The following is a 25,053-nucleotide window of genomic DNA, read 5'->3' as shown; positions in this document are numbered from 1 at the left end:
GACGATTTGCCTTTTGCCGCAGCGATGCCCAGATTGCGGGCATGACGCGCCGCCATGCCCCTGTCCGTGCCCCGATCCGTCGCCTTGCACGGCTGGCTCTGGCTCTCCTGCTGTTGGCGTCGCTGGGGGGCGGTTTCCTGAGCCTGCGGGCACTGGCCCGCGATCCGGCGCTGCATCTGTTGGTCGAACGCGGCGCTGAGGAGTATCGCGCCGCTGTCGATGCCGCCCTTGCCCGTCGGGCGACCGAGGGGCGGGTGGCGGGCCTGCTGTCGGGCTATCTGGCCGCCAGCCCGAGCGACTGGGTGGCGTTGCGTGCGGTCGAAAGGGTGGCGGCTGAACGGGGCCTGCCGCTGCACCCCACATTGGTCGGGCGGATTGAAGCCGCCTGGGCCGAGGATACCGCGCCCCTTCGGTTGGCCGCCGATTGCGCCGCCTGTGCCTGGGACATGGGGAATTGTTCCCTGTCGCAAGGGTTGATCTGCAACGCGCCGGTCACGCTCTCGCCCGTGGGCGACATGCTGGGCCTCGCCCGGCAATCCGGCAACTGGTGGGCGGGGGCCGAGGTGGACCGGCTGGATCTGGCGTTATCAGCGGTGGGGCTTGGGGCGACGGCCCTCACCATTGCCTCGGCCGGCACCTCCTCCGGGGCCAGCCTTCCGGTAAAAGCGGGCGCTTCGGGGCTGCGGCTGGCCAAGGGGATGCGGCTGATGAACCCGCGCCTCACCGCACGGCTGCTGCGCGTCGCCGACGAGGCGCTGGACCCGGCCGCCCTGCGCGCCGCGCGCAGCCTCGACGACCTTGGCGCCGCGATCCGTCCGGCCGCGCGGGCCGAGATCACCGGGCTGGCGACCGGCCTTGTGCGGATGCAGGGGGCCACTGATCCCACAACCGCCCTGCGCCTGATGCCTCATATCGATGATGCCGCCGATGCGGCGCGGCTGGCGCGCGGGGCCGAGGCGCTGGGGCCTCGCACCCTTGGCGCGGTGGAGGTGCTGGGCAAGGCCCGGTTCCTGCGGCTGGGTCTGCGGGTCAGCAAGACCGGCGTTCTGCTGGGGGCAAGCCTCGCGGGCCTGATTGCCGCGCTTGCGGGCCTTGCCGGTCATCTGGGCCAAAGCCTCGCGCTGCGTCTGCTGCGCCGGGCTGTGCGCTAGGCGCTTCCGACTCTAAGGCATCGCATGGGGCGGTGCAGGCACAGTTCCGCACAGACCCTGTGCCCGCCTGCGCCTTATCGCAGAGCCCGTCTGGCGCTACCTTGGGGCAAAGCACAGGAGTTTCCGATGACCACCCCGCATATCGCCCCGCCCGACGCCCGCATCGGCCATGTTCACCTCAAGGTCTCCGATCTCGACAGGGCGCTGGCCTTCTATTCCGACATCCTCGGCTTTCCGCTGACCCAGCGCTATGGCCGCGACGCGGCCTTTCTGGGCGCGGGTGGCTATCATCACCATATCGGCCTGAATACTTGGGAGTCGAAGGGCGGCAAGCCGCCTGCGCCGGGCACGACCGGGCTTTACCACACGGCCTTCCTTTATCCTGACCGCAAGGCGCTGGCCAATGTGCTGAAGCGGTTGGTCGAGGCTGGCATCCAGCTTGACGGTGCCGCCGACCACGGCGTCAGCGAGGCGATCTATCTGCGCGACCCCGATGGCAACGGGGTGGAGCTTTACCGCGACCGCGACGAAGCCGACTGGCCGCGTGATGCGGCGGGCAATCTGGCCATGTTCAACGCGCATCTGGATCTGCACAAGCTGCTGTCCGAGGCGGATTGATCGTCAGGCCGGCTGTGGGCTGGCGCGGCGGGCGGGGGCAAACATCACTGCATTCCCTGCCAGTGTCAGTGCCAGCCCGGCCACGGCCAGCGGCGTCCAGACAAAGCCCTCCCACACGGCAGAGGCCATCAGCGCGATCACCGGGAACAGCACGGTCGCATAGGCCGCGCGCCCGGTGCCGATACGCGCTACCAGCATCAGGTAGGTGGTGAAGCCGACGATGGAGCCGATGATGGACAGATAAGCCAGCGCCGCCAGATAGCGGGGCTCGTGCGGCACCACCATCGGCGTCCCGCTGAAGGCCATCGCCGCCAGCAGCATCAGCGCGCCGTAGCCCATGCCCCAGGCATTCGCGGTCAGAGGCGGGATGCCCGCCGCCGAATTCCGGCGTGACACCATGTTGCCCAGTGAAAAACTCAGCGTGCCGCCCGCCGCCAGCGCCAGACCCTTCAGCGTATCCACATCGACGGCATGACCCCAGAGATCGGGCGCGAACAGCAGTGCCAGCCCCGCCGCCCCCAGCGCCGTCGCCAGCAGGGCGCGCGGGCGGATACGGTCGCCAAAGATCAGCCGCGCATTCACCGCGTTGAAGATCGTCGCCAGCGAGAAGACCACGGATACAAGGCCCGAGGGGATGAACCGTGTCGCATTGTAGAAGCACAGGAAGTTGACCGAGAACAAAAACACCCCTTGCAGCAGGATGAAGCGATGCGCGCGCAAGGGCACCGGCGTCAGTCGCCGGAACAACGCCAGGACCGGCAGCATCAGCAGGGCCGCCAGCGCGAAACGGTAGAATACCGAGGTCAGCACCGGAACGGGACCGATCTGGAAGGCAATGGCGATCCAGGTGGTTCCCCAGATCAGGACAGTGGCGGCGAAGAGGGCAATGTTTGTCATGCCGCCTTCCTGCCATGCGGCGCGAGGACGCGCTTGCACGATCTTGCGCAATTCACGCGCCGCCCCGTTCCGGCGGCGCGGGCGGGCTGCTAGTCTGGCGGCATGACCACGCTCGCCGCCTCTGTGTTCCAACGCCTCAGCCGCTCCAACGCGCGACTGCTGGGCGCGCGCGATCTTGGCGCGGGCTTCGGGCTGGCGGCATGGGAAAATGCGCAGGATCGGGTACGCTATGAAGAAACCCGCCATCACGTCCTGAGCCTTTATACAGAAGATGGCACCAAAAGCCGCCGGGTGGACCGGCAGGTCGCCGTGGGGCATCCCGGTGCGCTGTCGCTGATGCCGCAGGGCGCAAGCTCGGAATGGCAGATCGACGGGCGGTTTCGCTTCGTACATCTTTATATCCCCGATGCCGAACTGCGCGCCTTTGCGGCCGAAACGCTGGACCGTCCGCCTGCCGCCGTGGTGCTACCCGAGGTGACTTTTGCGGATGACCCGGTTCTGGCAGGGCTGCTGGGGCAACTGGCGCGGGCTGAAGGCGTGCTGGCCAGCCGGGGGATACAGGTCGAGCTTTTGCACCACCTGCTGACAGCGCCGGGCTGGGGGCAGGCTGCGTCCGCCCCCCGGCGCGGCGGGCTGGCCCCGGCGACGCTGCGGCGTCTGCGCGCCCGGATCGAGGAGGAACTGGATCAGCCTTTGCGCCTTGCTGATCTGGCCGCCACCGCCGGATTGTCGGAGTTCCACTTCCAGCGCGCCTTCCGCGCCAGCACTGGCCTCAGCCCGCGCGCCTGGGTCGAACGCCGCCGCATGGTGCGAGCCGAGGTGCTGATCGCGGAAGGGCAGCCACTGGCCGAGGTGGCTGCCGCCTGCGGCTTTGCCCATCACGCCCATCTGACCCGCGCCTTCCGTAAGGCGCATGGCGTGGCGCCCTCTGTCTGGCGCGCGGGATTGTAACCGCACATCCTCGCGCTGGACCTTGCCCCGCCCGGGTGGTTTAGTGCCGGGGAAAGGAGTCCTCCCATGGCATTCGGCAAGAACATCCGCACCTTTTTTGAAGGCAAATGGCACGAGGGCGACGTTTCCGTCATGCGTGCCGCCGATCACGGCATCTGGCAGGGATCTTCGGTCTTTGACGGCGCGCGCTGGTTCGACGGCATCGCTCCCGACCTTGACCGCCATCTGGCGCGGGTGAACCGTTCGGCCGAGGCGCTGATGATCACGCCGACGATGGTGGTGGAGGACATGCTGGAAATCGCGCGCGAGGGCCTGCGCGCCTATGGCCCGGATCAGGCGGTTTATATCCGCCCGATGTATTGGGCCATCGACGGGTCGGATCTGGGTGTTGCCCCGGCGGAAAACTCGACCGGCTTCGCGCTCTGCCTTGAGGAAGTGCCGATGCCGCCCGCCACCGGGCAAACCACGCTGACCCGCACACGCTTCCGCCGCCCCGTGCTGGAAGATGCGGTCTGCAATGCCAAGGCGGGCTGCCTTTACCCCAACAATGCCCGGATGCTGGTCGAAGCCAAGCAGAAGGGATTCGGCAATGCGCTGGTGGCGGATGCCATGGGCAATGTGGCCGAAACCGCCACGGCCAATGTGTTCATGGTGAAGGATGGCGCGGTCTTCACCCCCATCGCCAACGGCACCTTCCTGTCGGGTATCACCCGCGCGCGCCACATCGCCAATATGCGGGCAGAGGGGATTGAGGTGCAGGAAACCGTGCTGACCTTCGCTGATTTCGAGGCGGCGGACGAGGTGTTCCTGTCGGGCAATTTTGCCAAGGTCACCTCGGTTTCGCGCTTTGACGACACCGAATACCGCAGTCGTGCCATGACCGACCGCATTCGCGGCCTTTACATGGACTGGGCGCACAGCGCCCCGGCCCGTGCGGCCTGACGGCACGATCTTGGAGCAGACGGTCTTCAGCTTCCGTGGCCTGTTCGGCGTGCCTGTCGAGGTGCGCCAGTCGGTCGCCATTCTGGCGCTGATGATGGCAGGATTTTCGCTGATGCGGGGCGGCAGCCTTGTCATCACCGCGATTTTCCTGTGCATCCTCATTGCCTCGGTCTACCTGCACGAGCTGGGCCACGCATGGGGCGCGCGCGTGCAGGGTCTGACGGTCAACCGGATCGTGCTGCATGGCGGCGGCGGCTTCTGCGAACATCGCCGCAGCAGTTTCAAGCAGGACGAGCTGATCGTGGCCATGGGGCCGCTGGTGAACCTCGCGCTCTGGGCCGTGCTGGGGCTGGGGCAGGAGGCGGTGTATCAGCTTGCGATTTCCGACCCGTCCTGGGCGCGGTTCGGCATTGCCATCGTGCCCTGGCTGGGCCTTGCCGCGACGATGAACCTGTTCCTGTTCTTCTACAACATGGTCCCGGTGCTGCCGCTGGACGGTGGGCGGCTGTTGCAGATCGGTCTTCGGCGGTTCTGGCCGCCCGCGCAGGCCATCCGCATCGCAGGGGCCATCGGGGTGGTGTTCTGCATCCTGTGGTTCCCGATGCTGATCTGGGTCTTCCTCAACACCGGCTGGCTTCTGTTCTTCATCCCGTCGCTGGCGTTGCATCTGGCCATGGCGCGGGGTGAGGCGCATTATTGACCCGGCACGGGCCGCGCTTGCCAAGCCGGCGCCGCCCCGCCACTATGCCCGCACCGGGATACCGCCGGGCAGGAGAGAGAGATGCGCAAGTTTCTGGTCGTGCTGGACGACAGCCGCGAATGCCTCAACGCCATGCGCTATGCCGCGCTGCGGGCGGCCCATACCGGGGCGGGGGTGCAGATCCTGTCGATCATCCCTCCCGAGGAATTCCAGCACTGGATGGGTGTCGCCGACCTGATGCGCGCCGAGGCGCGCGAGCGGATCGAGGCGCATTTCGAGGTCTTCGCCAAGTGGATGCGCGACAAGCAGGGGGTGAACCCGGAACTGGTGATCCGCGAGGGCGACCCGGCCAACGAAATCCTTGCGCAAGTGCGCGAGGACACACAGATCGGCGTGCTGGTTCTGGGCGCGGGCACCGAGAAAAGCGGCCCCGGCCCGCTGGTCACCACGCTGAGCCGCAATTCGGGCACCCTGCCGATCCCGGTGACCATCGTGCCGGGGGATATGTCGAAGGAACGGCTGGAGGCCATTACCTGACGGCCAGAGCGGCGGAGGGTGCGGAGGGGGCTCTGCCCCCGCGCCTGCGGCGCCCCCCGGGATATTTAAGGACAGAAAATGCAGATGTGGTGCACCCGGAGGCCGGGCGCACCAACAGTGATCACACCTCGCGCGAGCGGATCATGCCCACGATGTCATAGACCTCGTTGATGATCGGGCGGGCGATGGCTTCGGCCTGTGCAGCACCGCGGCCTAGGATTCGGTCGATTTCGGCCGGGTCCTGCATCAGGCGGTTCATCTCGGTCGTGATGGGCGAGAGTTTCGCCACGGCGAGTTCGGCCAGTTTCGGTTTGAAGCTGCCGAATTGCGCGCCCGCATATTCCTTCACCACATCCGCGGCGCTCATCCCCGCGAGGGCGGCGTAGATGTTCACCAGATTGCGCGCCTCCGGCCGGTCCTTCAGGCCATCGAGCGTGTCGGGCAGCGGCTCGGGGTCGGTCTTGGCCTTGCGGATCTTGGCTGCGATGGAATCGGCGTCATCGGTCAGGTTGATGCGGCTTTGATCCGAGGGATCGGATTTCGACATCTTCTTTGACCCGTCGCGCAGCGACATGACGCGGGTGGCCGCACCCTCGATCACCGGCTCGGTCATCGGGAAGAAGGTCACGCCATAGTCGTTGTTGAATTTGGCCGCGATGTCGCGGGTCAGTTCCAGATGCTGTTTCTGGTCCTCGCCCACCGGAACATGCGTGGCCTTGTAGGCCAGAATGTCGGCCGCCATCAGCGCCGGATAGGCGAACAGCCCCAGCGAGGCGTTCTCGCTGTTCTTGCCGGCCTTGTCCTTCCACTGGGTCATGCGGCCCATCCAGCCCATCCGCGCGACGCAGTTGAAGATCCATGCCAGTTCGACATGCGCCGTCACCTGGCTTTGGTTGAACAGGATCGAGCGCGCCGGGTCGATGCCCGCCGCGATGAAGCCCGCCGCCATCTCGCGCGTCTGGTGGCGCAGTTTGGTCGGGTCTTGCCAGACAGTGATCGCATGCATGTCAACAAGGCAATAGATCGTCTCGCCACCCTCGTCCTGCTTTTCGACAAAGCGCTTCAGTGCGCCAAGATAGTTGCCGAGGGTCAGGCCACCCGAAGGCTGGATGCCCGAAAACACGCGGGGGGTGAAAGTCTGAGGCGTTTGGACCGGCTCGGACATGATGTTCTCCGTCTGGAAATGGCTGTGCCTTCCGCTTACCTTTGGCGCGAAGGGGCGTCAATGAAGGCCCTGCGCGACATGAGGCGAAGATGCAGAACCACGACGATTTGACCGAACCGCCGCTGAACCCCTTGCCCTGGGTGGTCTGGGCGCTGGTGCTGCCCATCCTGGCGATGGAGGTGGTGGTGAGCCTTGGCCAGCGCGGGATCGTGGGCGGGCCGGGCGGCGTGGGCTGGCGGCTGGACGCAATGGAACGCTTTGCCTTTTCGCCCGACCTTCTGCGCTGGATGGCGGAAAATCATGTCTGGCCGTTGGACGGGCTGATCCGGCTGGTCAGCTATCCTTTCGTGCACACGAGCTTCACCCATGCGGTGTTTGTCGTGGTGATGCTGCTGGCGCTGGGCAAGATGGTGGGAGAGATCTTCCGCTGGTGGGCGGTGCTGGTGGTGTTCTTCGGCGCGGCCACGGCCGCGGCGGGGATCTATGCCGCCGTGCCGGGTCTGGTTCAGCCGCTGGTTGGTGGTTATCCGGCGATCTACGGGCTGATCGGGGCCTTCACCTTCCTGTTGTGGGTGCGGCTGGCCGGGGAAGGGGCTAACCAGTATCGCGCCTTCACGCTGATCGGCTTTCTGCTGTTTGCGCAATTGCTGTTCGGGGTGTTTTTCGGCGGCGGCACCGAATGGGTGGCCGACATCGCGGGCTTCGCCACCGGCTTCGTGCTGAGCTTCGTGGTCAGCCCCGGTGGTTTTGCCCGCGTGCGGGCGCGGTTACGCGAACGCTAGGCGCGCTTGCGGCGCAGCGCCGCTTTGAACTCGGCCAGACGGAAAGCGCCGATCAGCGTGCCGAAGCCGAAGTAGCTGACGATACCGCTGGCGACCAGCGCCCCCAGCGCCAGCCAGCGCCAGCGCGCGGCATCCAGCGCAGGCCCCAGCAGCAGCGCGGCCGCCCAGAGCACGACACCCATCACCAGCGCGGCGACCACAATGCGCCAGATCCGGGCGCGGAAACGGGCGTCGAAATGCGCCTCCGGTCCCATGGCGCGTGATCCGCGCCAGAGCTGCCAGACCATGACCCAGCCCGAAACAGTGGTGGCCAGCGCCGCCGCCATGAAGCCGATCACCGGCATCATCCCGATCGCGAAGGCAAGGTTCACCACCATCGACCACAGCGCATAGCGGAACGGGCTGCGGGTGTCTTCGCGCGCATAATACAGCGGCTGGAACACCTTGTGCAGCACGAAGGCGGGCAGGCCAAGACCATAGGCCGCCAGCGCCAGTGCGGTATTGGCGGCGTCGTCCGACCCGAAGGCGCCGCGCTGGAACAGCACCTGCACCAGCGGCAGGGCGATCACCACCAGCGCCACGGCGGCGGGAATGGTCAGCGCAAGCGCGAATTCGGCGCCCCGGTTGAGGCTCGCCCGCCCGCCCTCGGCATCGCCCGCGCGCAGCCGGCGGCTGAGGTCCGGCAGCAGCGCCGTGCCGATCGCAATGCCCACCACGCCCAGCGGCAATTGGTAAAGCCGGTCGGCAAAGGACAGCCATGTCACCGCGCCCTCGGTATGCGAGGCGACCTGACGACCGACCAGCAGGTTGATCTGCACCACCCCGCCCGCAAGGATCGCCGGGCCTGCGATGATCGCCAGCCGCTTCAGATCCGCGCTCCACCGGGGCCAGCCAAGGGTGAAGGTATGCCCGGCGGCGCGGGCCGAAAACCAGACGAAGCCGAATTGCATCACCCCGGTCAGCGGCAGCGTCCAGGCCAGCGTCATTCCCATGTTCCAGCCCTGCCAGTCGGCCAGTCCCATGGCGGCGATGAAGGCGAGGTTCATCAGAACGGGCACAAAGCCCGCCTCGGTGAACCGGCCCTTGGTGACCAGCACGCCGGAGACCAGCGCGACAAGGCTGATGAACAGGATGTAGGAAAACCCGATCCGGCCATAGATCACCGCAAGGTCAAAGCGTTCGTCCCCGGCAAAGCCAGAGGCCATGGCCCAGACGAGCGCGGGCATCGCTACTGTCCCGAGGATGGTGAACACCACCAGCAGCCATGCCATGCCGTTGAACGCCTCTTGCGCAAAGCCCTGCGCATCCTCGCCTGCCTCGACCTTCTTGGCGAACATCGGCACGAACGCCTGATTGAAGGCGCCCTCGGCAAAGAAACGGCGGAACATGTTGGGCAGCGACTGCGCCACGAAGAACGCGTCCGACACCGCGCCCGCGCCCAGATAATTCGCCATCAGGATGTCGCGGGCAAATCCCGCACCGCGCGACAGAAGCGTCCACCCGCCAAGGGTGACGACATTGCGGATCAGGCTTTTCGTCATGTGCTACCCTTGGGCCTGCGCCCGTTTGGCCCCCTCGGCAATGGCTTGGCGCAGCTTCCTGTCCAGCGCCTCCTGCCGGTGTTTCTGGTGCAGTTTCAGGCCGAACATGTCTTTCACATAGAAGCTGTCCACCACCTGCGCGCCGAAAGTGGCGATCACCGCCGAGGCGATATAGACATTGTTCGCCGCCAGTGTGCGGGTCAGATCATACAGAAGCCCCGGACGGTCGCGGGTATCCACCTCGATGATCGTGTAGATTTCGGAGCCTTCGTTGTCGAAGGTGATATGGGTCGGAAAGCGGAACTCGCGCTCGCGCTTCTTCACCTTGTCGCGGTCGGCCAGCGCCTCGCGCGGGACAACCTCGCCGCGCAGGGTCTTTTCGATCATCTGGCGCAGGCGGGGCAGGCGGCTGACCTCGTAAGGGTGGCCGTCGGCATCCTGTATCCAGAAGACGGCCGTGGCATAGCCGTCCTTTGACGTATAGGTCCGCGCATCCACCACATTGGCGCCCACCAGTGCCAGCGCGCCAGCAAGGCGCGAGAAGATGCCAGGATGATCGGCCAGCGCGAAACAGGCCCGCGTCGCGTCGCGCGCCGGATCCGGGTGCAGGTCGATGCGGATTTCGGCATCGTCCAGCCCGCGCAGGAGCCGGGCAAAGACCGCCTGTGTTTCCGTCAGCAAGCCTTGCCAATAAGGGGCGTAGTGCCGCGCCAGCTCGGCCCGCAGATCCTTGGCATCCCAGTCGGCCAGAACCTCGCGCAACTGGCGTTTCGCCTCGTTCTCGCGCCGCTCGCGGTTGACGTTTTCCAGCCCGTTTTCCAGCGCCTCGGCGGTTTCGCTGTGGAGGCGACGCAGCAGCATGGCCTTCCAGTTGTTCCATGTGCCGGGGCCGACGCCGCGAATGTCACAGACTGTCAGCACGGTCAGCAGGTCCAGACGTTTGCGGGTTTTTACCGCCTTGGCGAAATCGCGCACCGTGCGCGGATCACCGATGTCGCGTTTCTGCGCCATGTCGGACATCAGCAGATGATAGCGCACCAGCCATTCGACGGTTTCGCATTCTTCCTCGTTCAGCCCCAGACGCGGCGCCACGCGGCGGGCGATCTGCGCGCCGAGGATCGAATGATCCTCGGGCCGGCCCTTGCCGATGTCGTGCAGGAGCAGGGCGACATAAAGCACCCGGCGGCTTACGCCCTTTTCCAGAATGTCCGAGGACAGCGGCAGTTCCTCGACCAGTTCGCCCCGTTCGATCTGCGCAAGGGTCGAGATACACTGGATGATGTGTTCGTCCACCGTGTAATGATGGTAGACGTTGAACTGCATCATCGCCACGATCGGTTCAAACTCGGGGATGAAGGCGCCCAGCACGCCGAGTTCATTCATCCGCCGCAAGGACCGTTCCGGGTTGCCGTGCTTCAGCAGCAGGTCAAGGAAGATACGCTGCGCCTCGGGGTCTTCGCGCATTTCGTCGTCGATCAGCCGCAGGTTCGCCGCGATCAGCCGCATGATGTTGGGATGCAGCAGATAGCCGGTGCGCAGCCCCTCCTCGAACACCCGCAGCATGTTCAGCTTGTCGGCAAGGAAGGCGCGCGGCTCGGCCGCGTCGATGCGGCCCTGCACCAGACGGAAGCCCGCCCGCACCGATTTGCGGCGGCGGAACAGGCCCATGATTCCGGCCTCGGGCTTGGCATGGCGGGCTTCAAGCTGCGTCAGGAACACGCGGGTCAACTCGCCTACCCGTGTGGCGTGGCGGAAGTAATCCTGCATGAACACCTCGACCGCACGGCGCCCGCCGCTGTCGTGATAGCCCATGCGCGCTGCCACCTCGACCTGCATGTCGAAGGTCAGTTGATCCATGGCGCGCTTGCAGATGTAGTGCAGATGGCAACGCACGGCCCAGAGGAAGTTCTCGGCCCGGTTGAAGGTCTCGTATTCGTCCTGCGTCAGAAGGCCCGCCTGCACCAGCCCCGCCGCATCCGGCACACGGTTGAGGTATTTCCCGATCCAGTAGAGCGTTTGCAGGTCGCGCAACCCGCCCTTGCCCTCTTTGACATTAGGTTCCAGCACATAGCGCTGGCCACCCTGCCTCTTGTGCCGGTCGGCCCGCTCCGCCAGCTTCGCCTCGATGAATTCGGGGCCGGAGTTGCGGAAAAGCTCGGCCCAGAGCGCGGTGTCCAACTCATGCGCCAGCGCGGCGTCGCCGGTGATGTGGCGATGTTCCAGCAGCGCGGTGCGGATGGTGATGTCCTCGCGCCCGAGGCGGATGCAATCCCTGACCGTGCGCGAGGAATGGCCGACCTTCAGCTTCAGATCCCACAGGATGTAAAGCATGGTCTCGATCACGCTTTCGGCCCAGGGGGTCATCTTCCACGGCGTCAGGAACAGCAGGTCCACATCGGAAAAGGGCGCCATTTCCGCGCGCCCGTAGCCCCCGACCGCAAGCACCGACAGGCGTTCTGCCTCGGTCGGGGTGGGCAGCGGGTGGAAATGGTGGCGGGCCAGTTCAAAGGCGGTGCTGACCAGACCGTCGGTCAGATGGCTTTGCGCCCGCGTCAGGGCGCGCGCCTCCAGCGGACGTTCCGCGAAGGCCGTCGCCAGCACCGAATTGGCGGTGGCCTTGGCCTCGGCCAGATGGCGGACGGCTATGGCGCGGGCTTCACGCGGGTCGGTTTCGGCCGCGATCGCGGCACTGATCTGGCTGGAAAGCGCGCGGGGGTCGATGATCTCGACCCCCGGCAGCAGCATGTCCTGCATCGACAGGGCGGCGCGGTGCACGCTTGTCCCCGGCCTCAGAACCCGGCGCCGGCAAAGCTGCGCGGCGCGGGATCGAGGATTGAAATCTGGCCGTTCTGGATGGTGGCGACCGCCAGCCCGCGTTCATTGGTGCCGTCGCCCCGCAGGCGGAAAATGCCGTTCACGCCGACGAAACCCGACCCTTGGGTCAGCCCCGAAGCCGTCAGTGCGTTGCGGTTGCCTTGCTTGACCAGCGCGCCGATGGCGGCAATCCCGTCATAGGCCAACCCAGAAATCGGCAGCGGCGGTTCGCCATAGGCCGCCTGATAGCGGTTCTGGAACTGGTTGTAGAGTGCCGGGTCCGGCAACGCGAACCAGCCGCCCTGCACACCGGGCAGGCTCAGCGTGGCGGCCGGAATGTCCCAGCGCGTCAGGCCGATCAGCGCGGTATTGGGCGGGCTGACACCATTGTCGCGGAGCGTCTGGCTGATCAGCGGCAGCGCGCCTGCGGTATCGGCGGTGAGGAACACGGCCTGCGCGCCGGAATTGCGCGTTGCGGCGGCGATTGCAGGCGCGGCGGAGAGGATGCCGTTCTGCGAGAATTCATAGGATTCGACACCGACGATCTGACCACCCGCGGCCGAGACTCCGCGCTGGATCGCGGTGCGGCCCACTTCGCCCTGGATGTTGCGGTCATGCACCAGCAGCACGCGGCTTTTGCCCGCGCGCACCGCGAAACGGCCCAGCCGGTCGGCCGTGTTCTGGAACGTCGGGCCAAGGACAAAGACATTGCCCCCCGCGATGTCGGTGTTGTTCGAGAACGACAGCACGTTCACGCCCCGGCTTGCGACCGCCACCCCGACTGCATTCGCCTCCTGGGCATAAACCGGGCCAAGGATGATCTTCGCGCCTTCGTCCACGGCCTTGATCGCCTGCGCCTGCGCCCGGCCCGGCTGTCCGGCGGTGGGATAGACGCGCAGGTCGATCCTCACGTCGCCCAGATCCGAAATCGCCAGCCGCGCCGCATTCTGAAGGCTGCGCGCCAGAAGTTCGTCGCTGGCCTGACCCGAGCCCGAGGGAATCAGCAGCGCCACCGGCACCGGCGCGCCGGGGTCGATCTGCTGACCTCCGCCTGCACCCGGCCCCGCAACAGGAACGCAGGCTGCCAGAACGGCAGCGCCGACAACAGCAGTCGCGCGGGCGGCGGCGCGCAGCGGCACCATTCGGGCCAGCGACTTGCGGGCCAGACGGAAAACGGGGAACATACGGACTTCCTCACTGTCAGGGCGTAGCGGTCGCAGGCGAGAATACGCGCCACCGCCGCCGAAGTAAACTTGGAGGCCGCAGCCCATGTCCGATCCGCGCCTGTCCGCCGGCAGACCCCCGCCGAAACCCGCACCGGGGCTGTATTTCGTGGCTACTCCCATCGGTGCTGCCCGCGACATCACGCTGCGCGCGCTGGATCTTCTGGCGACCGCTGATGTTCTGGCGGCCGAAGATACCCGCACCCTGCGGCATCTGATGGAAATTCACGGTATCCCGTTGGGCGACCGCCCGCTGGTGGCCTATCACGATCATAATGGCGAACAGGCCCGGCCCCGTCTGCTTGCAGCACTGGCCGAGGGGCGTTCGGTTGCCTATTCCTCGGAGGCGGGAACGCCGCTGGTGGCCGATCCAGGGTTTCAGCTGGGTCGTGCGGCCATCGCAGCAGGCCATCCGGTGCATACCGCCCCCGGCCCTTCGGCGGCCATCGCGGCGCTGACGGTTTCCGGACTGCCCTCGGACCGTTTTCTGTTCGCAGGATTCCCCCCGCAAACCGGAGAGGCCCGGCGCAAGTTCCTGGCCGGCATCGCCCGCAGCGACGCGACCGTGATCCTGTATGAAAGCCCCAAGCGCGTTAGGAAATTATTAGATGAATTGCCGCAGCATACAGGGGATGAAAGACAGATCGTCATCTGCCGGGAACTGACCAAGCGATTCGAGGAAGTATTGCGCGGCGCGGTCGCCGAAGTGCGTGCCCGGATCGGCGATCAGGATCCCAAGGGGGAAATTGTGGTGCTGATCGACCGGGCGCCGGATCGGTCGGCCAGTGCCGAAGATATGGAAACCGCGCTGCGTCAGGCGCTGCGCGATCATCGTGTGAAAGAGGCTGCCGCATTGGTGGCCGAGGCGCTGGGTCTGCCACGGCGTGAGGTTTATCAACGGGCGCTTCAGCTTGTCGGAGAGGATTGATGCGGAACCAGAGGGCAGATCGCGGGGCAAGGGCGTGGCAGGCGGGGGCGGCGGCCGAAGGCTCGGTTGAACGGCTCTATGAACGCGGCGGGAGGCAGATCGTCGCCCGGCGTTGGCGCGGGCAGGGTGGCGAGATCGACCTTGTGGCACGCGACGGTGCCGAGATCATCTTCATCGAGGTCAAGCAAAGTGCTACACATGCGCAGGCGGCCGAACATCTCGGGCCGCGCCAGATGGCCCGCATTTACATGGCGGCCTCGGAATATCTGGCGCGGGAACCGTTGGGCCAGCTGACGCCTGTCCGGTTCGACGTAGCGCTGGTGGACGGGCAGGGGCGCATCGAGATTCTGGAAAACGCCTTCGCAGCCTGATTGCATCGGCCCGCCCCTTGCGGCAGGAAGGGGCGTCAGCAGGAGGATTGCCCATGCGTCTCAAGGTCGCGTTGCAAATGGACCCGATCGGTTCGGTGAACATCGACGCGGACAGCTCACTCCGTATCGCGCTGGAGGCCCAGGCCAGGGGACACGAGCTGTTCTTCTACACGCCGGACAACCTTGCCTTTGTCGAAGGCCGGGTCATGGCGCGCGGCTACCCGATCGAGTTGCGGCGCGAGCATGGCAACCATGTCAGCTATGGTGCGGAAACCGAAGTTGATCTGGCAGATTTCGATGTGGTCTGGCTGCGGCAAGACCCGCCTTTCGACATGGGGTATATCACCACCACCCATCTGCTTGAGATGATTCATCCGAAAACGCTGGTGGTGAACGATCCGTTCTGGGTGCGCAACAGCCCGGAAAAGCTGCTGGTCCTGCGTTTCCCGGAGTTGACGCCGCCGACCGCCATCGCGCGCGACCTGCGGACTATCCGCGCCTTCAAGGAAAAGCATGGTGACGTCATCCTGAAGCCGCTTTACGGAAACGGTGGGGCGGGGGTGTTCCGGCTGGACCCTAACGACCGAAACCTTGCCTCGCTGCACGAATTGTTCACCTCGATGAGCCGCGAACCGTTGATCGTGCAAAAGTTCCTGCCCGCTGTTTCCAAGGGCGACAAGCGGGTGATTCTGGTCGATGGCGAGCCGGTGGGCGCGATCAACCGTGTGCCGCAGGCGGGGGAAACACGGTCGAACATGCATGTCGGGGGACGGCCCGAAAAGGTGGGGTTGACCGAGCGCGATCTGGAAATCTGCCGCACCATCGGTCCGGTCCTGAAGGAAAAGGGGCAGGTCTTCGTCGGGATCGACGTGATCGGCGACTGGTTGACCGAAATCAACGTGACGTCACCCACCGGCATTCAGGAACTGGAACGGTTCGATGGCACCAATACTGCCGCGCGGATCTGGGAGGTCATCGAGGCGAAACGTCTGGGTTGAACGCGGCTGCGTCGCCTGACCAGGGGCCTTTCGCTCCCGGTCTGGACGACGGGCCTGTTCAGCGCGCGGGGGGATTGCCCAGCGACAGACGGTAGCTGACCGCCTCTGCCACATGCGGGCTGCGTACCTCTGCCTCGCCGGCCAGATCGGCGATGGTGCGAGAGACGCGCAGGATGCGGTGATAGGCGCGCGCCGACAGGCCGAAGCGTTCGGCGACCCGCGTCAACAGCGCGCGCCCTTCGGTGTCGGGGGTCGCGATCTCTTCCAGCAATCTGCCCTCGGCATCGGCATTCACCCGCAACTCGGGGTAATCGGCGAAACGGCGGCTCTGCACCGCGCGCGCCATGGCGACCCGTGCCGCGACGGTGGACGAATCATCGCCCGAGGCCGGCAGGTCGAGGTCGGTGAAGGCGACGGGGGGCACATCGACCCGCAGGTCGAAGCGATCCATCAGCGGACCAGAGATGCGGCCAAGATAATCTTCACCGCAGCCGGGCGCGCGCGCGCAGGCGCGAGAGGGGTCGCTGAGATAGCCGCATTTGCAGGGGTTGGCGGCGGCCACAAGCAGGAAGCGGCTGGGATAGCGGATATGCGCATTGGCGCGTGCGACCACCACATCCCCGGTCTCGATAGGCTGGCGCAGGGTTTCCAGCACGGCGCGGGGAAATTCGGGCAACTCGTCCAGAAACAGCACCCCGTTATGCGCAAGGCTGATCTCGCCCGGTTTCGCGCCGCGTCCGCCACCGACGATGGCGGCCATCGAAGCGGTGTGATGTGGTTCGCGGAAGGGGCGTTCACGCGAGATGCCACCATCGCCCAGAAGTCCGGCAAGCGAGTGGATCATCGAGGTTTCCAGCGCCTCGGCGGCGGAAAGCGGCGGCAGGATGCCGGGCATCCGGGCCGCCAGCATGGATTTTCCCGAACCCGGTGTGCCGACCATTATCATGTGATGTCGCCCGGCAGCGGCGATTTCCAGCGCGCGTTTCGCCCGTTCCTGCCCCTTCACATCGCGCAGGTCACGGGTCTGGGGCGGGCGGGCGATCTCGCCTGCTTCGGCCGGCGTGATCGCGCTTTGTCCGGTGAAATGCCGCACCACCTGATCCAGTGCTCCGGCGCCCAGAACCTGCGTGGCACCCACCCATGCGGCTTCGGCGCCGCAGGCCCGAGGGCAGACCAGCTTTCGGTCGGCTTCGGCTGCGGCCATCGCGGCAGGCAGGGCGCCAACCACAGGCACCAGCCGCCCGTCGAGCGACAGTTCTCCCAGCGAGACCACCTGTTCCACCTCATCGCGTGGCAGGATTTCCAGCGCAGCCAGAAGCGCCACCGCGATGGGCAGATCGAAATGCGAGCCTTCCTTGGGCAGATCGGCGGGCGAAAGGTTCACCGTGATCCGCTTTGACGGCAGGGCAATCGACATGGTCGCAAGCGCGGCCCGCACCCGTTCCTTGGCTTCGGACACCGCCTTGTCGGGCAGGCCCACGACCGAGAAGGAGGGCAGGCCCGCCGCCACGGCGCATTGCACCTCGACCATGCGGGCCTCGACCCCTTCGAAGGCGACGGTAAAGGTGCGCGCGACCATGCTCTGCCCCGTTCAGCTTCGTTAACGGGTAGAGGCGAATGGTTTACGAACGGTAAATGGCCATGAAGGCGGGCCAGGCTTCCGGGTCGGCCACCGTCTTGTCGCGGCAGAAGGCATTGCAGAAACCGAAGCGTCGGCCGTCCAGTTCAAGGGTATGGGTGACGGGCTTGCCGGAATAGGGGCAGGTGTCGTTTTCGGCCTCGGTGCCCTCGACCGCCCGAGCGGGCATCACTGCCGGGCCGGGCCATGCGCGCTGCGGCCATTCGCGGCGGTAAAAGGGCTGATCGGCCCCGTCCACCATACCCATCGCCCGCCAGCGGCGGAAGGCGGGATGCGCCAGATGCGCTGCGACATAGGCCGCAGCTTCCGCCCCCACCGGCAGGTTGTAGCCGACGATCCGGCCCGCGACCGGGGCAAAGAAAACATCGGCAACCGAATAGGGGCCGCAAAGCCAGTCTCCCGTCGCGCCGGTTTCCTTGCGCGCCCAGGCCCAGATCTGTTGCAGGCGTTCCAGATCGGCCAACACCGCGGGGGGCGGTTCGCAGGTTTCATAGGAAACCCGCAGGTTCATCGGGCAATGGCTGCGCAGGGCTGTGAAACCTGCGTGCATTTCGGCCGCCAGCGCGCGGGCGACGGCGCGGGCGCGCGGATCGGCGGGCCAATGCCCGGCCTCGGGGTGGCGGCTGGCGAGTTCCTCGGCCATGGCAAGGCTTTCGGCCACCACCACGCCATCGGGCGTGCGCATCACCGGCACGGTGCGGGCGGGGAAGAAATTGGCCAGAAGGGCCGGGAATTCCTCGGTATAAAGCCGGGCGCGTTGCTGTTTGAAAGGAATGCCAAAAGCCTCGAACAGCAGCCAGCCGCGCAGCGACCAACTGGAATAGGCGCGATCACCGATGGCGAGATCGTAGGAAAGGGTCATCGAAAGCTCCGTCTTTTCCGCACCCTAGCGCGAGACTTTCAAGTGCGGAAACGAAACTCTGTCGGATGATCCATCACGGAATGTGATTGATCGCTTCGGCCCGCCAGCGTCGCCCCTCGAAGGCGAGGCAGGTCACCGACAAAGGGTCGATCCGGTGTCCCAGCGCCTCGGACGGGGTTTCGTCCAGCGCCAGCGCCAGACGGGTCAGGATGACCCCCATATGTGCCACGATGACAAGATCGGGCGTGGCCGCCGACATCAGGGCCTGCACCGCGCCGTCAATTCGCAGCGCGGCGGCGTTCCAGCTTTCGCCACCGGGGGGGGCGATGTCGCCGGGATCTTCCCAGTAGGCGCGGGACAGCTCCGGGTCACGGGCCGAGACCTCGTCGAAGCGCAGCCCTTCCCATTCACCGAAATGCAATTCGCGCAGATCGTCGCGGGCGGGCAGGCGGGGACGGCCCCCCGCAAGCGCGTCTGCCGTGGCACGGGCGCGCAGCAGCGTGGAGCAGACGACCGGCGCCCCTGCGGGCAGATGGGCGGCGAGCCGGGCAATGGCGGCAGTGTCAGACAGATCGGCGGGCACGTCGCGCCAGCCGCAGAAGGCGCGTTCATGCGTCGGCCCGTGCCGGACCCACCAAAGCCGCTTCATGGCAGTTGTCCCTTCAGCACGACAGGTAGCCCGGCGATGACGGCGACAACCAGCCCCGCCTCCTCGGCAAGCCGTTGGTTCAGGCGACCCTGTTCATCCCGGAACCGCCGTGCCAGTGCGTTTTCCGGCACGATGGACCAGCCGACCTCGTTGCTGACCACCACGACCGGCGCCGGGCAGGCAGCAAGGGCGGTGACCAGTCGCGCTGCCTCGGCCGCCAGATCTGCCTCGGCAAGCATGCGGTTCGTGAGCCAAAGCGTCGCACAGTCCACCAGCACCACCGCCTCAGCAGGCACCTTTGCCAATGCGTCGGGCAGATCGTGCGGCGCTTCCATGGTCTGCCAGTCTGCGCCGCGGTCGTTGCGATGGGTGGCGATGCGGTCGCGCATCTCGTCATCCCATGCCTCGGCCGTGGCGATGTAGACGCGGGGGCGGCCTGTCCCGGTCACAAGCCGTTCAGCAAATCGTGACTTGCCGGAACGGGCACCGCCCAGCACGATTGAAAGTTGTGGCAGGGATAGTTGTTTTCCTTGTGATCCGGTCACCGGCTTGCCTCGTATCTCTTGCAACCGGCGACAGATCACACCGGGCACCGACGGGGGAATGTCATGGCGCTTGACGGATATACAGATCAACGCATGTCCCGCCAAGCGATGCGGGCGGAACTGCTGGATGCGGAAACCGAGCTGAAATTGGCCCGTGCCTGGCGCGACGAGCGCGATCAGGCCGCGCTGAACCGGCTGATCCATGCCTATATGCGGCTGGCGATTTCGATGGCGGTGAAGTTCCGCCGCTATGGCACGCCGATGAACGACCTGATCCAGACCGCCGCGCTGGGGCTGATGAAGGCAGCCGACAGGTTCGACCCGGATCGGGGGGTGCGCTTTTCCACCTATGCTGTCTGGTGGGTAAAGGCAGAGTTGCAGGATCATGTCATGCGTGACTGGTCGCTGGTGCGCACGGGTTCTACCTCTGGCCAAAAGGCGCTGTTCTTCAACCTTGCCCGGGTGCGGGCGCGGCTGGACCGCGAGATGGGCCATCCCGGCCCCGGCGCGCTGCGTGTCGCCGTGGCAGAGGAGCTTGGCGTTTCCCTCAGCGATGTCGAGATGATGGAGGCGCGGTTGTCCGGCGGTGACTTCTCTCTCAATGCCGTGCAATCGTCCGAAGGTGAAGGCCGCGAATGGGTGGATCTGCTGGAAGACGACGCCCCCCGCCCGGCCGAGGTGGTGGAGGCCGCGCATGACCGCGATGTGTTGCGCAGTTGGCTGACGCAGGCGATGGCCGGGTTGACAGCGCGCGAGCGGCTGATCGTGACCGAACGACAATTGCGGTCACCGGGCCGGACACTGGAAAGTCTGGGGCAGGAACTTGGCCTTTCAAAAGAGCGGGTGCGCCAGATCGAGGCCGCCGCCCATGGCAAGCTGCGCGTCGCGCTGGAAACCGACGCGCCGGGAATTGCCGATCTGCTTTAGGGGGCCGCACGGGCGATCAGCGCCAGAACCTCTGGCCCCAGCGCCGCGACGATCTTGCCCACCCCTTCGGCATTGGGGTGGATGCCGTCGCCCTGCATCAACCCACGCAACGCTGCGGGGTCTGCGTTGCCCAGACCAGCCATGAAATTCGGCACCAGAAGCGTGCCGTATTTCGCCGCCAGATCAGGATAGATCGCATCGAATTCGGCCTTCCAGTCGGGGCCGAAATTCGCGGGGCCGGGCAGGCCGATCAGCAGGACGGGCAGGTTGCGCATCTGTGCCTTGGCCAGAATGGCATCGAGATTGGCCCGCGTCGTCGCCGGGTCCAGCCCGCGCAGCAGGTCATTGCCGCCCAGCGTCACGATCAAAGCATCGGTTTCCGGCGTCAGCGACCAGTCAAGCCGCGCCAGCCCACCCGCCGTTGTATCACCCGACACGCCCGCATTCACCACCACCGCATCACTGCCCTGTGCCCTGAGCCAGCCCTGCAACTGTGGCACCAGCCCCTCGCCCTCGGGCAGGCCATAGCCTGCGGTCAGGCTGTCCCCCAGTGCAACCACGGTCACAGGTTCGGCACCTGCGGGCAGAACCGTCATCGCAACTATCGGCAAGGCTTTGCAAAATCGCGCCACCGTCCCATATCCAACCGAGGCAGACAGGCAAGAGGCGAAGCGGATGACGGTCAGCGGCATGGGCGATCCCATTCTGGTGTTGCAGGGGGCAGGGCTTACCCTGAACGGAAATGCGGGCGCGGTCGAGATCCTCAAGGGCATCTCACTGACGGTTGATCGGGGGGAGACGCTGGGTCTGATTGGCCCCTCCGGCTCGGGAAAATCCTCGCTTCTGATGCTGATGGGGGGGCTGGAACGCGCCACACAGGGTCAGGTCAGCGCGCTGGGGCAGGATCTGGGCGCGATGGACGAAGACGCGCTGGCCCGCTTTCGTCGGGGCAACATGGGGGTGGTATTCCAGAGCTTCCACCTGATCCCCACCATGACCGCGCTGGAAAACGTGGCCGTGCCGCTGGAGCTTGCCGGCGCCCGTGACGCTTTTGACCGTGCGGAGGCCGAACTGCGCGCCGTGGGCCTTGGCCACCGGCTTGATCACTACCCGGCCCAGATGTCGGGGGGCGAACAGCAGCGCGTGGCGCTGGCGCGCGCCGCGGCACCGCGCCCGGCGATCCTGCTGGCAGATGAGCCGACCGGCAATCTGGACGGGATGAATGGCGCCGCCATCATGGACATGCTGTTCGGCCTGCGCGACCGCCATGGCGCCACGCTGGTGCTGGTGACCCATGCGCCGGAACTGGCCGCGCGCTGCGACCGGGTGGTTCGGCTGGTGGATGGTAAAGTCGCGGATGGGCAGGTGGCGGCATGAGCTGGCCTCTGGCGATTCGGCTGGCGCGGCGTGAATTGCGCGGCGGCATCCGGGGCTTCCGCATCTTCCTCGCCTGTATCGCGCTGGGTGTCGCCGCCATCGCGGCAGTGGGCGAGTTGCGCGGCGCCATACATGCCGGGCTGGATGCGCAGGGCGCGGTTTTGCTGGGCGGCGATGCGCAGATGGAATTTACCTATCGCTATGCCGATGACGATGAACGCGCCTTTATGGCAGGTGTCGCGGGCCGCGTGTCCGAGGTGGTGGATTTCCGTTCCATGCTGGTCGCGGGCGCGGAACGCGGGCTGACGCAGATCACGGCGGTGGACGATCTTTACCCGCTGAAAGGCGAGGTGCTGCTGGACCCGCCGATGCCGCTGGCCGAGGCGCTGGCGCCGCGCGATGGCTTGCCCGGCGCGGTGATCGACCCGGTTCTGATGGACCGGCTGGGCCTTGCACCCGGCGCCACCGTCAAGCTGGGCACACAGGCCTTTCGCGTCGCGGCGGCCCTGATCCGCCAGCCCGACAGTGCAACGGGGGGCTTTGGTCTTGGTCCGCCAACGCTGGTGCGCAGCGCGGATCTGGCAAATTCGGGCCTGCTGGTGCCCGGTGCGCTGTTTGAAACGAAATACCGGCTGGACCTGCCGCCGGGCACCGATCTGGATGCCGTGCAGGCGGCGGCCGAGTCGCGGTTCACCGACAAGGGGTTGCGCTGGCGCGACAGCCGGCGCGCCGCGCCGGGGGTAGAACGCTTCGTGGATCGGATCGGGTCTTTCCTCGTGCTGGTGGGGCTGGCCGGGCTTGCGGTCGGCGGCGTCGGTGTTTCCGCCGCCGTGCGCGCCTGGGCCGAGGAAAAGGTGCCGGTCATCGCCACGCTGAAGACGCTGGGCGCCGAAAGCGGGCTGATCTTCCGGCTGTTTCTGGTGCAGGCGGCCGTGCTGGCGGCGGTGGGGGTGGTCATCGGGCTGGTGCTGGGTGCGCTGGTGCCGGTGCTGGCCGGGCCACTGATCGCCGGTGCGCTGCCCTTTCCGGTGGAATTTGCCGTCTATCCCGGCCCTCTGGTCGAGGCGGCCTTCTATGGTCTGATCACCGCGCTGCTGTTCACGCTCTGGCCGCTGGCGCAGGTGGAACATGTGCGCGCGGCGGCGCTGTATCGCGGGGCCGGGCGGGGCGGCTTGCCTGCGCCGGGCCGCATTCTGGCCATCGCGGCACTGGCGGCGCTGCTGATCGGTGCGGCGGTCTGGCTTTCCGGCATGTGGGGCCTTGCGCTGGGCACGGCGGGCGGCGTCGCGGCGTCGCTCGGCGTGCTGGCCTTGGCGGGATTGGCGCTGCGGCGCGTTGCGCGCGGGCTTGCGCGGCGGATGCGCGGCCGCGTCGCCCTGCGCGCGGCCCTGGGCGCCATCGCCGCCCCGCGCGGCGAGGCATTGCCGGTGGTGCTGTCGCTGGGCCTTGGCCTTTCGGTGCTGGCCGCCGTGGGGCAGATCGACGCAAACCTGCGCGCCGCCATCGACCGCGACCTGCCGACCCGCGCGCCGGCCTATTTCTTCGTGGACATCCAGCCCGACCAGATCGGCCCGTTTCTTGACCGAGTGAACAGTGATCCCGCCATCAGCCGTGTCGAAAGCGCGCCGATGCTGCGCGGCGTCATCACCCAGATCAACGGCCGCCCGGCCAAGGAGGTCGCGGGTGATCACTGGGTGGTGCGCGGTGACCGCGGGCTGACCTATGCCGAAACGCCGCCCGAGGGCACCAAGGTCGTCGCGGGCGACTGGTGGCCCAAGGGCTATGACGGTCCGCCGCAGATCAGCTTTTCGGCCGAGGAGGCCGCCGAGATCGGGCTGAAGCTCGGCGACAGTATCACCGTCAACGTGCTGGGCCGCGACATCACAGCCACCGTCACCAGCCTGCGCGCGGTGGATTTCGCCACCGGCGGCATGGGGTTCGTGATGACGATGAACCCCGGCGCGCTGTCGGGGGCGCCGCATACCCATATCGCCACGATCTACGCCCCGCCGCAGGACGAGGCGCGCATCCTGCGCGATCTGGCGGGCACATGGCCGAATATCACCGCGATCCGGGTGCGCGACGCCATCGCCCGCGTGACCGAGGCGCTGGACGCCATTGCCACGGCAACCGCATGGGCGGCGGCGGCGGTGCTGGCCACGGGTTTCGTCGTGCTGATCGGCGCGGCGGCTGCGGGCGAACGCGCCCGGGTTTACGAGGCGGCGGTGCTCAAGGTGCTGGGTGCCACGCGCGGGCGCATCCTTCTCAGTTTTGCGCTGCGCGCCGGGTTGACCGGGGCGGCGGCGGGGCTGGTCGCGATCTTTGCGGGCGGCGTGGCGGGCTGGGCGGTGATGCGCTTTGTCATGGACGCGCCATTCGCCTTCGAGCCGTGGTCGGCCTTGGCCATCGTCGCGGGCGGCGTCGGGCTGACCTTGCTGGCAGGACTGGCCTTCGCGCTGCGGCCCTTGGGGGTGCGCCCGGCGCGGGTGTTGCGGGCAGGCGACTGAGCCGCACCCGCCGGGCGGGTCTTATGGGGCGCATGGGCAGAGCGGAGTGGCGTTGAACAGGTGCATGGCGGCGTGCAACGATACCTTTGCCACCCTGTCCGGTGGTGGGGGAGGAGAAAGCTTCGATGCGAGATCACAGCCAGACGGTCGCCGTCATTGCGGGGGGCGCGCAGGGCCTTGGCCTTGCGATCGCCGAACGTCTGATTGCAGAGGGGTGCCACCGCCTTGCGATTGCCGACCGTGCGGTTGCACAGGGCGAGGCCGCCGCCGCGCAGTTGCGGGGCAGCGGTGTCGATGTGCTGTTCCTGCCTGCCGACATGGGCGTGGTGGCCGAGGCTTCCGCCATCATCGACCGCGCGGCCGATCACTTTGGCCGGGTGACCGCTCTGGTCAACTCGGCCGCCGCTACCGATCGGGGCTCGATCCTCGACACCACGCCCGAACGGTTCGACCACATCTTCGCCGTCAACACCCGCGGTGCCTTCTTCGCGCTGCAACGCTTTGCCCAGCTTGCGATCCGCAACGGCCATCCTGCGCAGGCGGTGAACATCCTGTCCATGGTCATCCATGGCGGGCAAAGCTTTCTGGCGCCCTATTCCGCCTCCAAGGCGGCGCTGGCGAATATCACCAAGAACGCCGCGCTGACGCTGCGCCGGCATCGCATCCGGGTGAATGGCATCAATTGCGGCTGGATGGATACGCCGGGCGAAGACCTGATCCAGCGGACCTATCACGGCGCGGGCGACGGTTGGCTGGCCGAAGTCGAGGCGAAACAGCCGATGGGCATGTTGCTGAAACCGGCGCATGTGGCCGGGCTTGCCAGTTTCATGCTGTCCGATGCGTCGGGTGTGATGACCGGCGCGCTGGTGGATTTCGACCAGCAGATCGCCGGGGCCTATCCCGAGTGACGGGGGCCGGGTGTCGTGGTG

The 25,053-nt window shown here is 66.7% G+C and carries 24 protein-coding genes; 14 read left to right on the top strand and 10 right to left on the bottom strand.

Annotation, left to right across the window (positions count from 1 at the left end; genetic code table 11):
• The first annotated feature begins 41 nt into the window (after positions 1 to 41).
• Positions 42 to 1,151, top strand: a complete 1,110-nt coding sequence (locus tag D2N39_RS17555) for a hypothetical protein (RefSeq protein WP_147373511.1) — start codon at positions 42 to 44, stop codon at positions 1,149 to 1,151.
• Between the two features lie 126 nt (positions 1,152 to 1,277).
• Complete coding sequence (locus D2N39_RS17550; protein WP_119136069.1) at positions 1,278 to 1,769, top strand: VOC family protein; 492 nt, start codon at positions 1,278 to 1,280, stop codon at positions 1,767 to 1,769.
• A gap of 3 nt (positions 1,770 to 1,772) precedes the next feature.
• Here the strand turns inward: D2N39_RS17550 and D2N39_RS17545 are convergent, their stop codons facing one another.
• The gene (locus D2N39_RS17545) at positions 1,773 to 2,666 is read right to left on the bottom strand and encodes a DMT family transporter (RefSeq protein ID WP_119136068.1); all 894 of its coding nucleotides are present in this window, start codon (positions 2,664 to 2,666) and stop codon (positions 1,773 to 1,775) included.
• 102 nt (positions 2,667 to 2,768) lie between these two features.
• Between D2N39_RS17545 and D2N39_RS17540 the strand changes: the two genes are divergently transcribed.
• From D2N39_RS17540 to D2N39_RS17525, 4 genes are all read left to right on the top strand, one after another.
• Entirely contained in the window at positions 2,769 to 3,617 is an 849-nt protein-coding gene (locus tag D2N39_RS17540) for a helix-turn-helix transcriptional regulator (protein ID WP_119136067.1), read from the top strand.
• 66 nt (positions 3,618 to 3,683) lie between these two features.
• Positions 3,684 to 4,559: a branched-chain amino acid aminotransferase gene (locus tag D2N39_RS17535; RefSeq protein ID WP_119136066.1), complete on the top strand. Its 876-nt coding sequence runs from the start codon at positions 3,684 to 3,686 to the stop codon at positions 4,557 to 4,559.
• A gap of 10 nt (positions 4,560 to 4,569) precedes the next feature.
• Positions 4,570 to 5,259: a site-2 protease family protein gene (locus tag D2N39_RS17530; RefSeq protein WP_147373510.1), complete on the top strand. Its 690-nt coding sequence runs from the start codon at positions 4,570 to 4,572 to the stop codon at positions 5,257 to 5,259.
• Positions 5,260 to 5,340: 81 nt separating this feature from the next.
• Complete coding sequence (locus D2N39_RS17525; protein ID WP_119136064.1) at positions 5,341 to 5,796, top strand: universal stress protein; 456 nt, start codon at positions 5,341 to 5,343, stop codon at positions 5,794 to 5,796.
• A gap of 121 nt (positions 5,797 to 5,917) precedes the next feature.
• Here D2N39_RS17525 and trpS read toward each other — a convergent pair whose 3' ends face one another.
• Positions 5,918 to 6,961, bottom strand: a complete 1,044-nt coding sequence (gene trpS / locus D2N39_RS17520; RefSeq protein ID WP_119136063.1) for a tryptophan--tRNA ligase — start codon at positions 6,959 to 6,961, stop codon at positions 5,918 to 5,920.
• An 89-nt stretch (positions 6,962 to 7,050) separates the two neighbouring features.
• Between trpS and D2N39_RS17515 the strand changes: the two genes are divergently transcribed.
• Positions 7,051 to 7,743 carry a rhomboid family intramembrane serine protease gene (locus tag D2N39_RS17515; protein WP_119136062.1) on the top strand — a complete coding sequence of 231 codons (693 nt, stop codon included), beginning with the start codon at positions 7,051 to 7,053 and terminating at the stop codon, positions 7,741 to 7,743.
• Here D2N39_RS17515 and murJ read toward each other — a convergent pair.
• From murJ to D2N39_RS17500, 3 genes are read right to left on the bottom strand one after another with little or no spacing between them, the layout of a single operon-like run.
• Positions 7,740 to 9,284 carry a murein biosynthesis integral membrane protein MurJ gene (gene murJ, locus D2N39_RS17510; protein ID WP_119136061.1) on the bottom strand — a complete coding sequence of 515 codons (1,545 nt, stop codon included), beginning with the start codon at positions 9,282 to 9,284 and terminating at the stop codon, positions 7,740 to 7,742. The genes D2N39_RS17515 and murJ overlap by 4 nt on opposite strands.
• 3 nt (positions 9,285 to 9,287) lie before the next feature.
• Positions 9,288 to 12,038: a [protein-PII] uridylyltransferase gene (locus D2N39_RS17505; protein ID WP_119136108.1), complete on the bottom strand. Its 2,751-nt coding sequence runs from the start codon at positions 12,036 to 12,038 to the stop codon at positions 9,288 to 9,290.
• 35 nt (positions 12,039 to 12,073) lie between these two features.
• Entirely contained in the window at positions 12,074 to 13,282 is a 1,209-nt protein-coding gene (locus tag D2N39_RS17500; RefSeq protein ID WP_119136060.1) for a penicillin-binding protein activator, read from the bottom strand.
• Positions 13,283 to 13,367: 85 nt separating this feature from the next.
• On the opposite strand from D2N39_RS17500, the gene rsmI reads away from it, so the two are divergent.
• From rsmI to gshB, 3 genes are read left to right on the top strand one after another with little or no spacing between them, the layout of a single operon-like run.
• A complete protein-coding gene (gene rsmI / locus D2N39_RS17495; protein WP_119136059.1) occupies positions 13,368 to 14,249 on the top strand; it encodes a 16S rRNA (cytidine(1402)-2'-O)-methyltransferase in 882 nt (293 codons plus the stop codon).
• Positions 14,249 to 14,620, top strand: a complete 372-nt coding sequence (locus tag D2N39_RS17490; RefSeq protein ID WP_119136058.1) for a YraN family protein — start codon at positions 14,249 to 14,251, stop codon at positions 14,618 to 14,620. The genes rsmI and D2N39_RS17490 overlap by 1 nt, the downstream gene beginning before the upstream one ends.
• Before the next feature lie 53 nt (positions 14,621 to 14,673).
• Positions 14,674 to 15,618: a glutathione synthase gene (gene gshB, locus D2N39_RS17485; protein WP_119136057.1), complete on the top strand. Its 945-nt coding sequence runs from the start codon at positions 14,674 to 14,676 to the stop codon at positions 15,616 to 15,618.
• A 58-nt stretch (positions 15,619 to 15,676) separates the two neighbouring features.
• On the opposite strand, the gene D2N39_RS17480 is transcribed toward gshB, so the two are convergent.
• The 4 genes from D2N39_RS17480 to cobU form a co-directional block, all read right to left on the bottom strand.
• On the bottom strand, positions 15,677 to 17,197 hold the full coding sequence (locus tag D2N39_RS17480) for a YifB family Mg chelatase-like AAA ATPase (protein WP_119136056.1): 1,521 nt from the start codon (positions 17,195 to 17,197) through the stop codon (positions 15,677 to 15,679).
• 43 nt (positions 17,198 to 17,240) lie between these two features.
• Positions 17,241 to 18,119 carry a glutathione S-transferase gene (locus tag D2N39_RS17475; RefSeq protein ID WP_119136055.1) on the bottom strand — a complete coding sequence of 293 codons (879 nt, stop codon included), beginning with the start codon at positions 18,117 to 18,119 and terminating at the stop codon, positions 17,241 to 17,243.
• A gap of 73 nt (positions 18,120 to 18,192) precedes the next feature.
• Positions 18,193 to 18,768: a histidine phosphatase family protein gene (locus D2N39_RS17470; protein WP_119136054.1), complete on the bottom strand. Its 576-nt coding sequence runs from the start codon at positions 18,766 to 18,768 to the stop codon at positions 18,193 to 18,195.
• Positions 18,765 to 19,313: a bifunctional adenosylcobinamide kinase/adenosylcobinamide-phosphate guanylyltransferase gene (gene cobU / locus D2N39_RS17465; RefSeq protein ID WP_199725291.1), complete on the bottom strand. Its 549-nt coding sequence runs from the start codon at positions 19,311 to 19,313 to the stop codon at positions 18,765 to 18,767. The genes D2N39_RS17470 and cobU overlap by 4 nt, the downstream gene beginning before the upstream one ends.
• Positions 19,314 to 19,376: 63 nt before the next feature.
• Here cobU and D2N39_RS17460 point away from each other — a divergent pair, with 63 nt between their 5' ends.
• A complete protein-coding gene (locus tag D2N39_RS17460) occupies positions 19,377 to 20,240 on the top strand; it encodes an RNA polymerase factor sigma-32 (RefSeq protein ID WP_119136053.1) in 864 nt (287 codons plus the stop codon).
• On the opposite strand, the gene D2N39_RS17455 is transcribed toward D2N39_RS17460, so the two are convergent.
• Positions 20,237 to 20,836 (bottom strand): arylesterase, encoded by a 600-nt coding sequence (locus tag D2N39_RS17455; RefSeq protein ID WP_119136105.1) that lies wholly within the window; start codon positions 20,834 to 20,836, stop codon positions 20,237 to 20,239. The two genes, D2N39_RS17460 and D2N39_RS17455, sit on opposite strands and share 4 nt — an antisense overlap.
• A gap of 94 nt (positions 20,837 to 20,930) precedes the next feature.
• On the opposite strand from D2N39_RS17455, the gene D2N39_RS17450 reads away from it, so the two are divergent.
• The 3 genes from D2N39_RS17450 to D2N39_RS17440 all read left to right on the top strand — a co-directional run bounded on the left by D2N39_RS17450 (position 20,931) and on the right by D2N39_RS17440 (position 25,032).
• On the top strand, positions 20,931 to 21,617 hold the full coding sequence (locus D2N39_RS17450) for an ABC transporter ATP-binding protein (RefSeq protein WP_119136106.1): 687 nt from the start codon (positions 20,931 to 20,933) through the stop codon (positions 21,615 to 21,617).
• Positions 21,614 to 24,124, top strand: a complete 2,511-nt coding sequence (locus D2N39_RS17445) for an ABC transporter permease (RefSeq protein ID WP_119136052.1) — start codon at positions 21,614 to 21,616, stop codon at positions 24,122 to 24,124. Before D2N39_RS17450 ends, D2N39_RS17445 begins: the two co-directional genes overlap by 4 nt.
• A 125-nt stretch (positions 24,125 to 24,249) precedes the next feature.
• Positions 24,250 to 25,032 (top strand): SDR family oxidoreductase, encoded by a 783-nt coding sequence (locus D2N39_RS17440; protein WP_119136051.1) that lies wholly within the window; start codon positions 24,250 to 24,252, stop codon positions 25,030 to 25,032.
• Positions 25,033 to 25,053: the final 21 nt, after the last annotated feature.

Source organism: Gemmobacter lutimaris (assembly GCF_003570715.1).
Classification (GTDB): domain Bacteria; phylum Pseudomonadota; class Alphaproteobacteria; order Rhodobacterales; family Rhodobacteraceae; genus Gemmobacter; species Gemmobacter lutimaris.
The sequence above is the reverse complement of the archived record's forward strand: the minus strand, read 5'-3'. Positions and strand labels throughout refer to the sequence as shown.

Excerpts from the sequence above, each read along its gene's own strand:
- D2N39_RS17555 (WP_147373511.1), top strand. The coding sequence starts at position 42 with ATGACGCGCCGCCATGCCCCTGTCCGTGCCCCGATCCGTCGCCTTGCA.
- D2N39_RS17550 (WP_119136069.1), top strand. The coding sequence starts at position 1,278 with ATGACCACCCCGCATATCGCCCCGCCCGACGCCCGCATCGGCCATGTT.
- D2N39_RS17545 (WP_119136068.1), bottom strand. The coding sequence starts at position 2,666 with ATGACAAACATTGCCCTCTTCGCCGCCACTGTCCTGATCTGGGGAACC.
- D2N39_RS17540 (WP_119136067.1), top strand. The coding sequence starts at position 2,769 with ATGACCACGCTCGCCGCCTCTGTGTTCCAACGCCTCAGCCGCTCCAAC.
- D2N39_RS17535 (WP_119136066.1), top strand. The coding sequence starts at position 3,684 with ATGGCATTCGGCAAGAACATCCGCACCTTTTTTGAAGGCAAATGGCAC.
- D2N39_RS17525 (WP_119136064.1), top strand. The coding sequence starts at position 5,341 with ATGCGCAAGTTTCTGGTCGTGCTGGACGACAGCCGCGAATGCCTCAAC.
- trpS (WP_119136063.1), bottom strand. The coding sequence starts at position 6,961 with ATGTCCGAGCCGGTCCAAACGCCTCAGACTTTCACCCCCCGCGTGTTT.
- D2N39_RS17515 (WP_119136062.1), top strand. The coding sequence starts at position 7,051 with ATGCAGAACCACGACGATTTGACCGAACCGCCGCTGAACCCCTTGCCC.
- murJ (WP_119136061.1), bottom strand. The coding sequence starts at position 9,284 with ATGACGAAAAGCCTGATCCGCAATGTCGTCACCCTTGGCGGGTGGACG.
- D2N39_RS17505 (WP_119136108.1), bottom strand. The coding sequence starts at position 12,038 with ATGCAGGACATGCTGCTGCCGGGGGTCGAGATCATCGACCCCCGCGCG.
- D2N39_RS17500 (WP_119136060.1), bottom strand. The coding sequence starts at position 13,282 with ATGTTCCCCGTTTTCCGTCTGGCCCGCAAGTCGCTGGCCCGAATGGTG.
- rsmI (WP_119136059.1), top strand. The coding sequence starts at position 13,368 with ATGTCCGATCCGCGCCTGTCCGCCGGCAGACCCCCGCCGAAACCCGCA.
- D2N39_RS17490 (WP_119136058.1), top strand. The coding sequence starts at position 14,249 with ATGCGGAACCAGAGGGCAGATCGCGGGGCAAGGGCGTGGCAGGCGGGG.
- gshB (WP_119136057.1), top strand. The coding sequence starts at position 14,674 with ATGCGTCTCAAGGTCGCGTTGCAAATGGACCCGATCGGTTCGGTGAAC.
- D2N39_RS17480 (WP_119136056.1), bottom strand. The coding sequence starts at position 17,197 with ATGGTCGCGCGCACCTTTACCGTCGCCTTCGAAGGGGTCGAGGCCCGC.
- D2N39_RS17475 (WP_119136055.1), bottom strand. The coding sequence starts at position 18,119 with ATGACCCTTTCCTACGATCTCGCCATCGGTGATCGCGCCTATTCCAGT.
- D2N39_RS17470 (WP_119136054.1), bottom strand. The coding sequence starts at position 18,768 with ATGAAGCGGCTTTGGTGGGTCCGGCACGGGCCGACGCATGAACGCGCC.
- D2N39_RS17460 (WP_119136053.1), top strand. The coding sequence starts at position 19,377 with ATGGCGCTTGACGGATATACAGATCAACGCATGTCCCGCCAAGCGATG.
- D2N39_RS17455 (WP_119136105.1), bottom strand. The coding sequence starts at position 20,836 with ATGACGGTTCTGCCCGCAGGTGCCGAACCTGTGACCGTGGTTGCACTG.
- D2N39_RS17450 (WP_119136106.1), top strand. The coding sequence starts at position 20,931 with ATGGGCGATCCCATTCTGGTGTTGCAGGGGGCAGGGCTTACCCTGAAC.
- D2N39_RS17445 (WP_119136052.1), top strand. The coding sequence starts at position 21,614 with ATGAGCTGGCCTCTGGCGATTCGGCTGGCGCGGCGTGAATTGCGCGGC.
- D2N39_RS17440 (WP_119136051.1), top strand. The coding sequence starts at position 24,250 with ATGCGAGATCACAGCCAGACGGTCGCCGTCATTGCGGGGGGCGCGCAG.